Here is a 13,355-nt window from a genome sequence, read left to right on the forward strand (position 1 = left end):
TTACACCATTACGTGTGGGCTGCGAGGCGGCTTCCACATTCCGGCATCGACCCTTTTTTCCTCTCCGCCCATCGTGTTACATTGCCGGACAGTGCTCAGTCAAAGGAACTCGCTTAATGATACGTTTTGCTGTCATTGGCACGAACTGGATAACCCGCCAGTTTGTCGATGCCGCCCATGAAACGGGCAAATATAAGCTTACCGCCGTCTACTCACGCCGCCTCGAACAGGCGCAGGAATTTGCGAAGGATTACCCCGTCGAACACCTGTTTACTTCGCTTGAGGCGATGGCAAACAGTGACGCAATCGATGCGATCTACATTGCCAGCCCAAACGCTCTGCATTTCCCGCAAACGCAGCTTTTCCTCAGCAATAAAAAGCATGTGATTTGTGAAAAACCGCTGGCGTCAAACCTGCGTGAAGTCGAAGCCGCCATTGCGCTGGCAAAAGAGAATCAGGTGGTGCTGTTTGAGGCCTTCAAAACCGCCAGCCTGCCAAACTTCATGCTGCTAAAACAGTCACTTGAAAAAGCAGGCAAAATTCATAAAGCCTTTTTTAACTACTGCCAGTACTCCTCCCGCTATCAGCGCTATCTGGACGGGGAAAATCCCAACACCTTTAATCCGGCTTTTTCTAACGGCTCGATCATGGATATCGGTTTTTACGTGCTGGCCTCGGCGGTGGCCCTGTGGGGTGAACCGCAACGCGTGCAGGCATCCGCCAGTTTGCTGGCAAGCGGCGTGGATGCGCACGGTGTCGCGGTGCTGGATTACGGCGATTTCAGCGTCACACTGCAGCACTCCAAGGTGAGCGATTCCGTGGTGCCGAGTGAAATCCAGGGCGAGGCAGGCTCGCTGATCATGGAAAAATTGTCTGAATGCCAGAAGCTTTGCTTTGTACCACGTGGGGGTAAAGCACAGGATCTGACGCAACCGCAGCACATTAATACCATGCTTTATGAAGCGGAAACCTTTGCCCAACTAGTGGAAGACAAGGCCGTTGACCACCCCGCGCTGGAGGTAAGTCGTATCACGGCGAAGCTGGCGACCGAGATCCGGCGTCAGACGGGTGTGGTATTCCCGGCAGATACCGCAGAAGCGGCAGTTAACGCGTAAAGGTATGTAAAACAGATGTTACAGAACATTGACGCCATGAATGTTCTGTCATACTTTGTAACGAGCAAAGGGGAGTAACTTCGTTGCCGGTGGGTCGTCATTACGATGCCTGCCCGAAATATTTTTGAGTTCCGGTCTACGCACCTGCAGCTTGAAAGATAACGGGTAGATATGCATCCGGTCGCCGGGCGTCATCCACATGACGTAAGTGAGACCTTGCCGAAAGGCGAGGACCTATTGCATCTGAAGCAAGCGGCTGACGTCTTTCGACGTTGGCCGTTTTCGTTTCAGGTATTAAGGAATCTTGCTATGAATACCGTTGGTACACCACTGCTGTGGGGCAGCTTTGCGGTTGTTGTTGTTATCATGCTGGCTATCGACCTTCTGCTTCAGGGGCGTCGCGGCGTCCATACGATGACCATGAAGCAGGCGGCCGTCTGGTCCCTGGTCTGGGTTAGCCTCTCTCTTCTCTTTAACGCTGCCTTCTGGTGGTATCTGACGCAGACCGAAGGTCGTGCGGTTGCGGATACCCAGGCGCTGGCGTTCCTTACCGGTTATCTGATTGAAAAAGCGCTGGCGGTCGATAACGTCTTCGTCTGGCTGATGCTGTTCAGCTATTTTGCTGTACCGCCAGCACTGCAACGACGCGTCCTGATCTACGGCGTTCTTGGCGCTATCATTCTGCGTACCATCATGATTTTCGCGGGAAGCTGGCTGATAACCCAGTTCGAATGGCTGCTGTACGTCTTCGGTGCCTTCCTGCTCTTTACCGGTATCAAAATGGCTCTGGCGAAAGAGGATGAAACCGGTATTGGCGAAAAACCACTGGTGCGCTGGATACGCAGCCATCTGCGCATGACCGATACCATTGAGAATGAGCATTTTTTCGTGCGCAAAAACGGTCTGCTGTTTGCCACGCCGCTGCTGCTGGTGCTGATTCTGGTCGAGCTGAGTGACGTCATTTTTGCCGTTGACAGTATTCCGGCGATTTTCGCTGTCACCACCGACCCGTTTATCGTTCTGACGTCGAATCTGTTTGCGATCCTGGGTCTGCGTGCCATGTACTTCCTGCTGGCGGGTGTGGCTGAGCGTTTTACCATGCTGAAATATGGGCTGTCGGTGATTCTGGTGTTCATCGGCGTGAAGATGCTGATTGTCGACTTCTACCATATCCCGATCGCCATTTCGCTGAGCGTAGTTGGCGGGATTTTGCTACTGACGCTGGCGATTAATGCCTGGGTGAATCACCGTAATGATAAGCGTGGACGGGTAGAGTAACGCTTTCGGATGCGGCTACATTGCTCAGATGAATAAGCAACTGGCCGCGATGACCTGTCTGGCTGGAGCGAGGGGGAATATAGGGCTACGCGGATCATTGGGTTTCTCTCATGACTCTCGTTACGCTTCGGCCCTGGTAGGTGTGAACGTACCAGGGCTGGGGCGCTCAGCAGCAGATTATCTGCGCCCCCTTTCCCTCTCTGATACTTGTGAGGTTTTATTCTGAATTTATCTGCCTCAGCTCACTCAAATTTTTCCCGCCTCCTTCAATTCCCTATACTCAGTCAGGATTGACCATAAGGCTCCTATAAATCCAAGGAAAAGTATGCAAACACAACCCGCCAACCACTGGTTGCAACGCATCATGCGTGGCAACATCGTCAAACAGATAATCATTGCGCTGATTATCGGCACCCTGCTTAGTGTCGTCTGGCCTGCGGCTGCACTCGCCGTAGGGCTTCTGGGAAATCTTTTTGTCGGGGCGCTGAAAGCCGTTGCCCCGGTGCTGGTACTGATGCTGGTCATGTCCTCCATCACCAGCCATCAGCAAGGGCAGAAAATCTCCCTGCGCCCGATCCTCTTTCTTTACCTGCTTGGCACCTTTACCGCCGCCCTCGCCGCTGTCGGATGCAGCTTTCTTTTTCCCTCGACGCTGAAACTCAGCGCGGCCGCGAGCGACGTTGTTGCCCCCTCGGGTATAGTGGACGTACTCAAAGGGCTGCTCGCCAGTATGGTCGCCAACCCCATTGATGCCTTGCTAAAAGGCAACTACATCGGAATTCTGGTTTGGGCAGTGGGACTGGGGTTCGCCCTGCGCCACAGCAGCGACACCAGTAAACAGCTGGTAAATGACCTGGCAGAAGCCGTTACCTTTATGGTGACGCTGGTGATTCGCTTTGCGCCATTGGGGATCCTTGGCCTGGTGGCCTCTACGCTTGCGACTACCGGCTTTGAGGCCCTCTGGGGATATGCCCAGCTGCTGATGGTACTGGTGGGTTGTATGTTACTGGTTGCTCTGGTCGTAAACCCACTACTGGTGTGGGTGAAGATCCGCCGTAATCCCTGGCCACTGGTGTTTATCTGCCTGCGTGAAAGTGGGGTCACCGCTTTTTTCACCCGCAGCTCGGCGGCCAATATTCCGGTTAACATGGCGCTGTGCGAAAAACTCGGCCTCAATAAGGACACCTATTCGGTGTCGATTCCCTTAGGGGCCACCGTCAATATGGCGGGTGCCGCGATCACCATTACGGTGCTGACGCTGGCAGCGGTGCATACGCTGGGCATCACTGTCGATGTGCCAACGGCACTGCTGTTAAGCATTGTCGCCTCACTGTGCGCCTGCGGGGCCTCCGGCGTGGCGGGGGGATCGCTGCTACTTATCCCGCTGGCCTGTAATATGTTTGGTATCTCCGCCGATGTCGCCATGCAGGTCGTCGCAGTTGGCTTTATCATTGGCGTGATTCAGGACTCCTGCGAAACCGCCATTAACTCCTCCACCGACGTGCTGTTTACCGCAGCCGCATGCATCGCCGAAGAAAAACGCGGCAGTTAAAAAGAGTTTTGCGCATAAGATGCCCCGCTTAGCGTTGTGCGGGGTTCTCTTTATGCATCGCGGTTTCGACCTTAAACGGGTCGATACCGCGTTTCTGCATCCGCCAGAAGCGAATGATGTTCAGGCCATTCATTATCAAAAAACTGCCCTCAATTAACGTACCGCCAATCGAGCCCAGCCATAAATTGTGCGTAACCCAACAGGCGGTGGAGCACCACATGATGCAGCGCACCTTAAGCCCCTGAAGGCGAAACAGCGCCCAGGTACTGGCCACCGTGCCGATAATGGGCAACAGCTCTACCGGATGATGTAGTTTGATCAGGCCAAAAAAGAGCGTGAGGACGATGAATACCGCCATCACCCATAGCCTGCGGGTATGCATGGAGATGAGAGTACGCACGGCGTTGAGTTCTGCGCTCATGCCCGCAGGCAGTGCGCCCATCAGGAAAAAATGCACGCCAATGGTGGCGCTGTAGAGAGAAAGCTGGAGTTTGAAACGCCTTTCGTCACGGTTAATGAACGTGGTGATACCAATGATAAACGCCAGTACACCCACGCCCTGGGCTAACCAGTACGCACTCATGGAAGATCCTTGTTAACAGATAAAAAAGAAACGGCGCTTCATAATATGAAACGCCGTTTTTAATTTCCACTAGCGTATTACCCAACGAGTATCGTTCTGCAGCCAGGCGGCACATTCAGGAAGCCCCGGAAGCTTACTCAGGTAAGTGACCGGGGTGAGTAAATGTTGCCAATACCGGTGCGGGGCGAGAGCCAAAGGGTAACTACAGCGTTACGCCGCTCTTAAAGATAGCCAGCTCACGGAACTCATTGCGTTCGTTACAGGTCTCTTTACCGTTGGCAAAATCAACAATGACATCGACAAATTCGCTCAGCAGCTGCGGCATGGTTTTGCCATGAATCAACTGACCTGCATCAAAATCGATCCAGTGTTTTTTCTTCGCCGCCAGTTCGCTGTTGGTGGCGATTTTCACCGTCGGGACAAACCCGCCGTAAGGGGTGCCGCGACCAGTGCTGAACAGAACCATGTGGCAGCCCGCCCCGGCCAGAGCACTGGTTGCCACCGCATCGTTACCCGGCGCACTCAGTAAGTTGAGACCGCGAGTTTTCAGGCGTTCACCATAACGCAGCACGTCCACTACCTGACTTGCACCAGCTTTCTGCGTGCAGCCGAGGGATTTCTCTTCAAGCGTGGTGATGCCGCCCGCTTTGTTGCCCGGCGATGGGTTTTCGTAAATCGGCTGATTGTGCGCGATGAAGTACTGTTTGAAGTCGTTGACCATAGTCACTGTTTTTTCAAACGTCTCTTCGTCGCGACAGTGGCTCATCAGAATTTGTTCTGCGCCGAACATTTCTGGCACTTCGGTCAGCACCGTGGTGCCACCATTACTGATGAGATAGTCGGAGAAACGACCCAGCATCGGGTTGGCGGTGATGCCAGAGAGGCCATCAGAGCCGCCACACTCCAGACCAAACTTCAGCTCGCTCAGCTTGCCCGGTTCACGTTTGTCGTGACGCAGGGCCTCGTAGAGTTGGTGCATATGTTCAATGCCCGCCTCCACTTCGTCGTCCTGGTGCTGGCAGATCATAAAGTGGACGCGGGACGGATCGTACTCGCCCAGCGTCTCGCGAAACGCATCCACCTGGTTGTTCTCACAGCCCAGACCAATCACCAGCACCGCGCCCGCATTCGGGTGACGTACCATGTTTTGCAGCATGGTACGGGTGTTGACGTGGTCGTCACCCAACTGGGAACAGCCGTAGGTGTGGCTGAACAGGTGAACGCCGTCAATATCTGCCGCGTTATTTGTCTCTTTCAGAAAACGGGTCTGGATCTGACGGGCAATCCCGTTAACGCAGCCGACGGTTGGCAGGATCCACAACTCATTACGGACCCCAACATCGCCGTTGGCACGGCGGTAGATCTGAACGTCACGATCTCCCGCCGGCGCGTATTGATCAACCAGTTCGGGTTGATAGCTATACTCATCCAAATCGCTCAGATTGGTACGCGCATTGTGCGAATGGATATGTTCGCCTGCGGCGATATCCGTTGTCGCATGACCAATTGGCAGGCCGTATTTAACGACATTTTCACCTTTCGGGATGGCCCTGAGGGCAAACTTATGCCCACGCACCACCGCCTGGCGCAGGCTAACTTCATGACCGTCAACAACGACGTCTGTGCCTTCGGCGAGATCCGCCAGCGCTACCGCGACATTATCCAGCGAGTGGATCTTGATGTATTGCATATCAACCTCAAACGGCCTAGTTCAGTTCAATCGCGAAGTAATCACGCGCATTGTTAAAGCAGATATTTCTTACCATCTCGCCCAGCAGTTGAATGTCTGCCGGTGCTTCGCCTGCATGTACCCAGCGACCAATCATCTGGCACAGGATGCGGCGGAAGTATTCGTGACGGGTGTAAGACAGGAAGCTGCGGCTGTCGGTCAGCATACCCACAAAGCGGCTTAACAGACCAAGCTGTGCCAGTTGGGTCATTTGACGTTCCATACCGTCCTTCTGATCGTTGAACCACCAGCCGGAACCGAACTGCATCTTGCCCGGCATCCCTTCACCCTGGAAGTTACCGATCATGGTGCCCAGCACTTCGTTATCACGCGGGTTCAGGCAGTAGAGTATGGTTTTCGGCAGCAGATTTTCTTCGTTCTGTTTGCTCAGCAGTTTAGACAGCTCTTCTGCCAGCGGGCGGTCATTGATGGAGTCGAAGCCCACATCCGGCCCCAGCAGTTTGAACTGACGCAGGTTGTTGTTACGCAGTGCGCCAATGTGGTACTGCTGAACCCAGCCGCGACGTGCATATTCTGCACCCAGCCAGACCAGCACCGCCGTTTTAAACTGCGCCACTTCATGTTCAGTTAAGTTTTCACCAGCCAGACGACGGGTGAGAATGCTGTCCAGCTCGGACTCACTGGCTTCAGCAAACAGCACCACGTCCAGCGCGTGGTCCGACACCTTACAACCGTGCGCTTCAAAGTGATCCAGGCGTTTTGCCAGCGCGGTTTGCAGATCGGCAAAGCGACGAATGTCGGTATCAGACACTTCGCCAAGCTTACTCATGTAGTCGTTAAAGGTTGCCAGTTCAATGTTGAACGCTTTGTCCGGGCGCCAGCTCGGCAGCACTTTGATGGAGAAAGTGGTGTCTTTAGCAACAGAGGCATGGTGTTCCAGAGAATCGATCGGATCGTCGGTGGTGCCGACCATCTTCACATTCATCTGCTGCATGATTCCGCGAGCAGTAAAGTTATCCTGTGCCAGAAGTTCGTTGCCAAGCTCCCAGATTTCATCTGCTGTTGACGGTGAAAGCAGCTTACCTGTAATACCAAATGGGCGACGAAGCTCAAGATGTGTCCAGTGGTATAACGGGTTACCAATGGTATGCGGTACGGTGGCTGCCCAGGCGTCAAACTTCTCGCGATCGCTGGCATCACCGGTGCAAAGACGCTCAGGTACGCCGTTTGTACGCATCGCGCGCCATTTGTAATGGTCGCCTTTTAACCAGATGTCATACAGGTTTTTAAAGCGGTAGTTATCTGCAATCTGCTGCGGTGGCAGGTGGCAGTGGAAATCAAAAATGGGTTCATCTTTCGCGTAGTCATGGTACAGACGGCGTGCGAATTCGGTATCTAACAGAAAATCTTCGGTCATAAACGGGGTCATTATCGTCTTCCTCTCAACGAGTGCGTCTGATGCTTACCTTAATGCTGACAAAGTTATCACACCAATTTCTATAGGCCGAAGACTTTTTCGTGAGTTAGATCAATAAACGATGACAAATTTTTACAGAAGTGGTTGCCAGAACCCCCGCCAGGGCGCGCCATATCTGGCTTTCCCGCCTGAAGTTAAAAACCACACAAAGAAAAACACTTTTGTGATGTCACTCACCTTTTAAAGTTGTATGACAAGTTATCTTGCTGCCGTCGAATACATAAGCCGACGGAATGCATTGCCGAAACATATGAAATCGGCCTTTACGGTATGGATACCGAATTAAGCACGTTGAATAGCTAGGTTCGGGTTGTTCCGGGATTTTTCCGGTTACGCCCTCCCGTTTTCATCTCCTGACTGCAACCAGGAGGTGACCGCAGAAGCGGAATTCCCATAACGATGAGGTTTACATGCGTAAAATTAAAGGGTTACGTTGGTACATGATAGCGCTGGTGACACTGGGCACCGTGCTGGGTTACTTAACGCGTAACACCATTGCGGCGGCAGCGCCAACGCTGATGCAAGAGTTGAATATCTCCACGCAGCAATACTCTTATATTATCGCTGCCTACTCCGCGGCTTACACCATCATGCAGCCTGTTGCGGGCTATGTACTGGATATCCTCGGTACTAAGGTTGGCTATGCCGTCTTCGCCGTAACCTGGGCTATCTTCTGCGGTGCGACAGCGCTCGCAGGAAGCTGGGGTGGCCTGGCGCTGGCGCGTGGTGCCGTAGGTGCTGCTGAAGCTGCGATGATCCCGGCTGGCCTGAAAGCCGCTTCTGAGTGGTTCCCGGCGAAAGAACGTTCTATCGCAGTAGGCTACTTCAACGTCGGTTCCTCTATTGGTGCCATGATTGCGCCGCCGCTGGTAGTGTGGGCAATCGTCATGCACAGCTGGCAGCTCGCGTTCATTATCTCCGGCGTGCTGAGCTTCGCCTGGGCAATGGCCTGGCTGATTTTCTACAAACACCCGCGCGATCAGAAAAAACTGTCTGAAGAAGAACGCGAATACATCATTGGCGGTCAGGAAGCACAGCACCAGACCTTTAACGGCAAAAAAATGTCCGTTCTGCAAATTCTGGGCACCCGTCAGTTCTGGGGTATCGCTCTGCCACGTTTTCTGGCAGAACCGGCCTGGGGTACGTTTAACGCCTGGATCCCGCTGTTCATGTTTAAAGTCTATGGCTTTAACCTGAAAGAGATCGCCATGTTCGCCTGGATGCCAATGTTGTTCGCTGACCTGGGCTGTATTGTGGGTGGTTACCTGCCGCCGCTGTTCCAGCGCTGGTTTGGTGTGAACCTGATTGTTTCCCGTAAAATGGTTGTGACCATGGGTGCAGTTCTGATGATCGGCCCAGGCATGATTGGTCTGTTCACCAGCCCGTACGTTGCGATTGGCCTGCTGTGTATCGGTGGCTTTGCTCACCAGTCTCTGTCTGGCGCACTGATTACCCTCTCCTCTGACGTGTTTGGTCGTAACGAAGTGGCGACAGCGAACGGTCTGACGGGTATGGCAGCCTGGACAGCAAGTACAATGTTTGCACTGGTGGTGGGTGCCCTGGCAGATACCATCGGCTTTAGCCCACTGTTCGCCGTGCTGGCAGTGTTCGACATCCTGGGTGCGGTCGTCATCTGGACGGTGCTGAAAAGCAAGTCGGCCGCGGAGCTGGAAGCGGAAAAAGCCGCAGTTGGCGGCCCTGCCACTCAGAATTAAAGCTACTCCCCTTGCTATGCAGTCCCCCAGCCGCCCGCCATCATCGGGCGGCTTTTTCTTCCTCTGTTGTGGTGAGAAACACGCAAAAGTGGTATAACAAATCTACTATTGCCATATCTTACCTGGAGCGCATATGGAAATCACCGAATCACGACGTTTGTATCAACAACTTGCCGCTGAGCTGAAGAGCCGTATTGAGCAAGGTGTTTACCTCGTGGGTGACAAACTTCCAGCTGAACGCTTTATTGCCGAAGAGAAAAGCGTCAGCCGCACCGTGGTTCGTGAAGCGATTATCATGCTTGAGGTGGAAGGCTTTGTTGAGGTCCGCAAAGGCTCCGGCATCCACGTTATCTCCAACCAGGCGCGCTATTCACAGGCCCCCGATGAGAATCTGGAATTTGCCAATTACGGCCCGTTTGAATTGCTTCAGGCGCGCCAGCTCATCGAAAGTAATATTGCAGAATTTGCTGCGACGCAGGTCACCAAGCAGGACATCATGAAACTGATGGAGATCCAGGATAACGCGCGCAAAGAAAAATGCTTCCGCGACTCCGAATGGGATCTCCAGTTCCACGTGCAGGTCGCCCTGGCGACACAGAACACCGCGCTGGCAGCCATTGTTGAAAAGATGTGGACTCAGCGCACGCATAACCCGTACTGGAAGAAACTGCACGACCATATCGATCTGCGCACGGTGGATAACTGGTGTGATGACCACGATCAAATCCTTAAGGCTTTGATTCGTAAAGACCCTCATGGTGCTAAAGTCGCCATGTGGCAACATCTGGAAAACACCAAACAGATGCTCTTCAACGAAACCAGCGACGATTTTGAGTTCAACGCTGACCGCTACTTATTTGCTGAAAACCCGGTGGTTCATCTCGACGCTGCGGCGAACGGCGTAAAATAGTCACTCTTATTTCAGGCGTACCGCTCCGATGCGCCTGGCGCTCTTTCAGGGTCAGTAAAAAGTATAGAGTGTCAGCCTGTGTAAATACCCTCGCCTCACCCCTCTTGCGCAAGCAAAATCATTTTCTGACAATGCGTAATTTCTCTGACGCAGAACAGCGGCATTTGTTACAATTAGACGCATTTTGTCTCTGCGTGAGTTAGTACTTGCTCACTACGTTAGTCACCAAAAGTCAGACAGCAGATGTGCCACGAGCGACCATAATGTACTGATTAATAATTTCGCCGTGCTGTTTACGGGTAACCGACGTGACGTAAACCGATGTACCAGGAATCTTGAATGGAACTTTTAAGCCAATTACTTCATGCCCTCTGGAGCCAGGACTTTGAGACCCTGGCTAACCCGTCCATGATAGGCATGCTCTATTTTGTTTTGTTTGTCATTTTGTTTCTGGAAAATGGCCTCCTTCCGGCAGCCTTTTTGCCCGGCGATAGCCTCCTGATTCTTGTCGGTGTGCTGATTTCTAAAGGTGCGATGGGCTTTCCGCAGACGGTAATTTTGCTTACTACCGCCGCGAGTCTGGGATGCTGGTTGAGCTATATACAGGGCAGATGGCTTGGCAATACGCGGATTGTACAAAACTGGCTTTCACACTTGCCGGCCCATTATCACCAGCGCGCACATCATCTTTTTCATAAACATGGCCTGTCAGCGCTGCTGATGGGACGTTTTATTGCTTTTGTTCGTACATTGCTACCAACTATTGCCGGGATCTCGGGTCTTAATAACGCGCGCTTCCAGTTTTTTAACTGGATGAGCGGGCTGTTATGGGTGCTGATACTGACAACACTGGGCTACCTGCTGGGGATTACGCCCGTGTTTCGTAAATATGAAGATCAGCTCATGTCCTGTCTGATGCTGCTTCCTGTCGCGCTACTGGTCATTGGGCTGATTGGCTCGCTCGTCGTGATGTGGAAGAAAAAATACGGTAACCGGGGTTAATATGGAATTGCATCGTCCCTTTGTGCGCGGGCTGATTATGGGCCTGTTTGCGGTGGCACTCTTTGGCATGCTGTTTTACGGCTGGGTTACGCTGCAAAACCGGGAATCCACACTGGCCATACGCCCGATAGCACAAAACGTCAGCGTGCCGGATGGCTTCTCTATCTGGCACCACCTGGACGCAAACGGCATTCATTTCAAAAGTATCACCCCACTGAATGACACCTTACTGATTAAGTTTGAGTCCAGCAGCCAGAGCGCTGCGGCAAAAGCAGTGCTCGACCGCACCTTACCCCAGGGTTACATCATTGCGTTGCAGGATGACGACAGTCAGGCCTCAGCCTGGCTGGTACGCCTGCGTGATACGACCCACCGATTCGGTTAATCTTCCAGGATTCTGAATCTTTTCACTCACTTTGGTGCTTTCGCCTTTTACTTACTATGCTTGAGTAAATGGAACCAGAGTTCGCGTAAAACAACGGAATGCTGGCGCTCCCGGTTATCGCCAGCCAACAATGGAAGGTTTCACGATGAAATATCGCATAGCACTGGCGTTAACCCTTTTGTCATTAAGCGCAGCTTCTCAGGCCGTTTCCCTCTGTCAGGAAAAGGAAAACGAGATCCAGCGCGAAATCAGCTACGCCGAAAAGCATAACAATCAGAGCCGTATTGACGGGCTGAACAAAGCGCTACACGAAGTACGTGACAACTGTTCTGACAGCCAGTTACGCGCCGACCATAAGCGTAAGATCACTGAGCAAAAAGAAGAGATTGCTGAGCGTCGCCAGGACTTAGCTGAGGCGAAAGAGAAAGGCGATGCGGACAAAATAAGTAAACGCGAGCACAAGCTGAAAGAGGCCGAGTCTGAACTTAAGGCGCTGGAGGCGCGTGACTACTGATTTAATGGAAGTTAACACTCACTCACCTGGAGAGAACGATGTCTAAAGATACCAATACAGACTATTTGCGCGCTGAGTTGAAATCCCTGGCGGATACCCTGGAAGAAGTGCTGAGCACCTCCGGGGATAAATCGAAAGAAGAGTTGAGTAAACTTCGCGGCAAAGCGGAAAAAGCCCTGCAGGAAAGCCGTTATCGTCTGGGTGAAACCAGCGACATTATCGCCCGCCAGACCCGTGAAGCCGCGGCTAAAACCGACGAATACGTTCGTGATAACCCGTGGACCAGCGTCGGGATCGGTGCAGCCGTTGGTGTCGTGTTAGGCGTGCTGCTGACGCGTCGTTGATTATGGCGGATCTACGACAAACACAAGGGCCTGCCAAAAGCGTTTTGGGCATCGGGCAGCGCATGGTTTCCATCGTTGTTGAAATGGTGGAAACGCGTCTCCGGCTTGCAGTGGTGGAGCTGGAAGAGGAGAAGGCTAACCTCTTTCAGTTGCTGCTGATGGTCGGGTTTACCATGCTGTTCGCCGCGTTTGGCCTGATGAGCCTGATGGTGCTTATCATCTGGGCTATCGATCCTCAATACCGCCTTAATGTGATGATCGGCACCACCGTGGTACTGCTGGTCGGTGCGCTTATTGGTAGTATCTGGACGTTACGCAAAGCCCGTCAGTCTACAATCCTGCGCCATACGCGCCAGGAGCTGGCAAACGATCGTTCGTTGCTGGAGGATGACAAGTCATGAGCACGAAAGCCGAGCGTTTAAAACGTAAAGCCCGGCTGCTCAGTGAAATTCAGCAGCAGCGGCTCGATTTAACCGCCTGTCGCCGCGACTGGCTTGATGCTACCGGTGCTTATGACCGCGGCTGGAATACTTTTCTTAGCCTGCGTTCCTGGGCGCTGGTAGGCAGTAGCCTGATGGCAGTATGGGGTGTACGGCATCCTAACCGCCTGATGCGCATTGCAAAGCGTGGACTTGGCGCCTGGAGCGTCTGGCGGCTGGTAAAATCTACGCTTGATCAACAACGTCGTTAACGCTGGTATCGCCTCTGCAACCTGCTTGCAGAGGTTTTCGCCCTCTTCTCACTCTTCCCCTGAACGCCGCGAAAGCCGAAACACGCTTTTTCGCTTCTT

14 protein-coding genes are annotated in these 13,355 nt (G+C 53.0%); 11 read left to right on the plus strand and 3 right to left on the minus strand.

Annotation, left to right across the window (positions count from 1 at the left end):
* Positions 1 to 116 precede the first annotated feature (116 nt).
* The 3 genes from M1D91_RS20310 to sstT all read left to right on the plus strand — a co-directional run bounded on the left by M1D91_RS20310 (position 117) and on the right by sstT (position 3,945).
* Positions 117 to 1,115 (plus strand): Gfo/Idh/MocA family protein, encoded by a 999-nt coding sequence (locus tag M1D91_RS20310; protein WP_437431784.1) that lies wholly within the window; start codon positions 117 to 119, stop codon positions 1,113 to 1,115.
* A 309-nt stretch (positions 1,116 to 1,424) separates the two neighbouring features.
* Entirely contained in the window at positions 1,425 to 2,393 is a 969-nt protein-coding gene (locus M1D91_RS20315; RefSeq protein ID WP_437431783.1) for a TerC family protein, read from the plus strand.
* A gap of 325 nt (positions 2,394 to 2,718) precedes the next feature.
* A complete protein-coding gene (sstT, locus tag M1D91_RS20320; RefSeq protein ID WP_437431782.1) occupies positions 2,719 to 3,945 on the plus strand; it encodes a serine/threonine transporter SstT in 1,227 nt (408 codons plus the stop codon).
* Between the two features lie 28 nt (positions 3,946 to 3,973).
* Here sstT and M1D91_RS20325 read toward each other — a convergent pair whose 3' ends face one another.
* From M1D91_RS20325 to uxaC, 3 genes are all read right to left on the minus strand, one after another.
* Positions 3,974 to 4,528: a YgjV family protein gene (locus M1D91_RS20325; RefSeq protein WP_437431781.1), complete on the minus strand. Its 555-nt coding sequence runs from the start codon at positions 4,526 to 4,528 to the stop codon at positions 3,974 to 3,976.
* 202 nt (positions 4,529 to 4,730) lie between these two features.
* Positions 4,731 to 6,218: a UxaA family hydrolase gene (locus tag M1D91_RS20330; protein WP_437431780.1), complete on the minus strand. Its 1,488-nt coding sequence runs from the start codon at positions 6,216 to 6,218 to the stop codon at positions 4,731 to 4,733.
* A 16-nt stretch (positions 6,219 to 6,234) separates the two neighbouring features.
* Positions 6,235 to 7,647 carry a glucuronate isomerase gene (gene uxaC / locus M1D91_RS20335; RefSeq protein WP_437431779.1) on the minus strand — a complete coding sequence of 471 codons (1,413 nt, stop codon included), beginning with the start codon at positions 7,645 to 7,647 and terminating at the stop codon, positions 6,235 to 6,237.
* Between the two features lie 458 nt (positions 7,648 to 8,105).
* On the opposite strand from uxaC, the gene M1D91_RS20340 reads away from it, so the two are divergent.
* The 8 genes from M1D91_RS20340 to M1D91_RS20375 all read left to right on the plus strand — a co-directional run bounded on the left by M1D91_RS20340 (position 8,106) and on the right by M1D91_RS20375 (position 13,256).
* Positions 8,106 to 9,410, plus strand: coding sequence for an MFS transporter (locus M1D91_RS20340; protein ID WP_437431778.1), 1,305 nt, complete (start codon positions 8,106 to 8,108; stop codon positions 9,408 to 9,410).
* A gap of 133 nt (positions 9,411 to 9,543) precedes the next feature.
* Positions 9,544 to 10,320 (plus strand): transcriptional regulator ExuR, encoded by a 777-nt coding sequence (gene exuR / locus M1D91_RS20345; protein ID WP_437431777.1) that lies wholly within the window; start codon positions 9,544 to 9,546, stop codon positions 10,318 to 10,320.
* 339 nt (positions 10,321 to 10,659) lie between these two features.
* Positions 10,660 to 11,322 carry a DedA family general envelope maintenance protein YqjA gene (gene yqjA / locus M1D91_RS20350; RefSeq protein ID WP_437431776.1) on the plus strand — a complete coding sequence of 221 codons (663 nt, stop codon included), beginning with the start codon at positions 10,660 to 10,662 and terminating at the stop codon, positions 11,320 to 11,322.
* 37 nt (positions 11,323 to 11,359) lie between these two features.
* Entirely contained in the window at positions 11,360 to 11,707 is a 348-nt protein-coding gene (mzrA, locus tag M1D91_RS20355) for an EnvZ/OmpR regulon moderator MzrA (RefSeq protein ID WP_457976353.1), read from the plus strand.
* 145 nt (positions 11,708 to 11,852) lie between these two features.
* Positions 11,853 to 12,221 (plus strand): DUF1090 domain-containing protein, encoded by a 369-nt coding sequence (locus M1D91_RS20360; protein ID WP_437431774.1) that lies wholly within the window; start codon positions 11,853 to 11,855, stop codon positions 12,219 to 12,221.
* 38 nt (positions 12,222 to 12,259) lie between these two features.
* A complete protein-coding gene (locus tag M1D91_RS20365; RefSeq protein ID WP_437431773.1) occupies positions 12,260 to 12,565 on the plus strand; it encodes a DUF883 family protein in 306 nt (101 codons plus the stop codon).
* A 2-nt stretch (positions 12,566 to 12,567) separates the two neighbouring features.
* A complete protein-coding gene (locus M1D91_RS20370) occupies positions 12,568 to 12,966 on the plus strand; it encodes a phage holin family protein (protein WP_437431772.1) in 399 nt (132 codons plus the stop codon).
* Positions 12,963 to 13,256 carry a YqjK-like family protein gene (locus M1D91_RS20375; protein ID WP_437431771.1) on the plus strand — a complete coding sequence of 98 codons (294 nt, stop codon included), beginning with the start codon at positions 12,963 to 12,965 and terminating at the stop codon, positions 13,254 to 13,256. The genes M1D91_RS20370 and M1D91_RS20375 overlap by 4 nt, the downstream gene beginning before the upstream one ends.
* The last annotated feature ends 99 nt before the right edge of the window (positions 13,257 to 13,355 follow it).

Source organism: Enterobacter sp. SA197 (assembly GCF_054131575.1).

Bases quoted from the DNA above. Each gene is read 5' to 3' on its own strand.
- M1D91_RS20360 (WP_437431774.1), top strand. From the start codon at position 11,853: ATGAAATATCGCATAGCACTGGCGTTAACCCTTTTGTCATTAAGCGCA.
- exuR (WP_437431777.1), top strand. From the start codon at position 9,544: ATGGAAATCACCGAATCACGACGTTTGTATCAACAACTTGCCGCTGAG.
- yqjA (WP_437431776.1), top strand. From the start codon at position 10,660: ATGGAACTTTTAAGCCAATTACTTCATGCCCTCTGGAGCCAGGACTTT.
- uxaC (WP_437431779.1), bottom strand. From the start codon at position 7,647: ATGACCCCGTTTATGACCGAAGATTTTCTGTTAGATACCGAATTCGCA.
- M1D91_RS20375 (WP_437431771.1), top strand. From the start codon at position 12,963: ATGAGCACGAAAGCCGAGCGTTTAAAACGTAAAGCCCGGCTGCTCAGT.
- M1D91_RS20330 (WP_437431780.1), bottom strand. From the start codon at position 6,218: ATGCAATACATCAAGATCCACTCGCTGGATAATGTCGCGGTAGCGCTG.
- M1D91_RS20310 (WP_437431784.1), top strand. From the start codon at position 117: ATGATACGTTTTGCTGTCATTGGCACGAACTGGATAACCCGCCAGTTT.
- sstT (WP_437431782.1), top strand. From the start codon at position 2,719: ATGCAAACACAACCCGCCAACCACTGGTTGCAACGCATCATGCGTGGC.
- M1D91_RS20315 (WP_437431783.1), top strand. From the start codon at position 1,425: ATGAATACCGTTGGTACACCACTGCTGTGGGGCAGCTTTGCGGTTGTT.
- M1D91_RS20340 (WP_437431778.1), top strand. From the start codon at position 8,106: ATGCGTAAAATTAAAGGGTTACGTTGGTACATGATAGCGCTGGTGACA.
- mzrA (WP_457976353.1), top strand. From the start codon at position 11,360: ATGGGCCTGTTTGCGGTGGCACTCTTTGGCATGCTGTTTTACGGCTGG.
- M1D91_RS20325 (WP_437431781.1), bottom strand. From the start codon at position 4,528: ATGAGTGCGTACTGGTTAGCCCAGGGCGTGGGTGTACTGGCGTTTATC.
- M1D91_RS20370 (WP_437431772.1), top strand. From the start codon at position 12,568: ATGGCGGATCTACGACAAACACAAGGGCCTGCCAAAAGCGTTTTGGGC.
- M1D91_RS20365 (WP_437431773.1), top strand. From the start codon at position 12,260: ATGTCTAAAGATACCAATACAGACTATTTGCGCGCTGAGTTGAAATCC.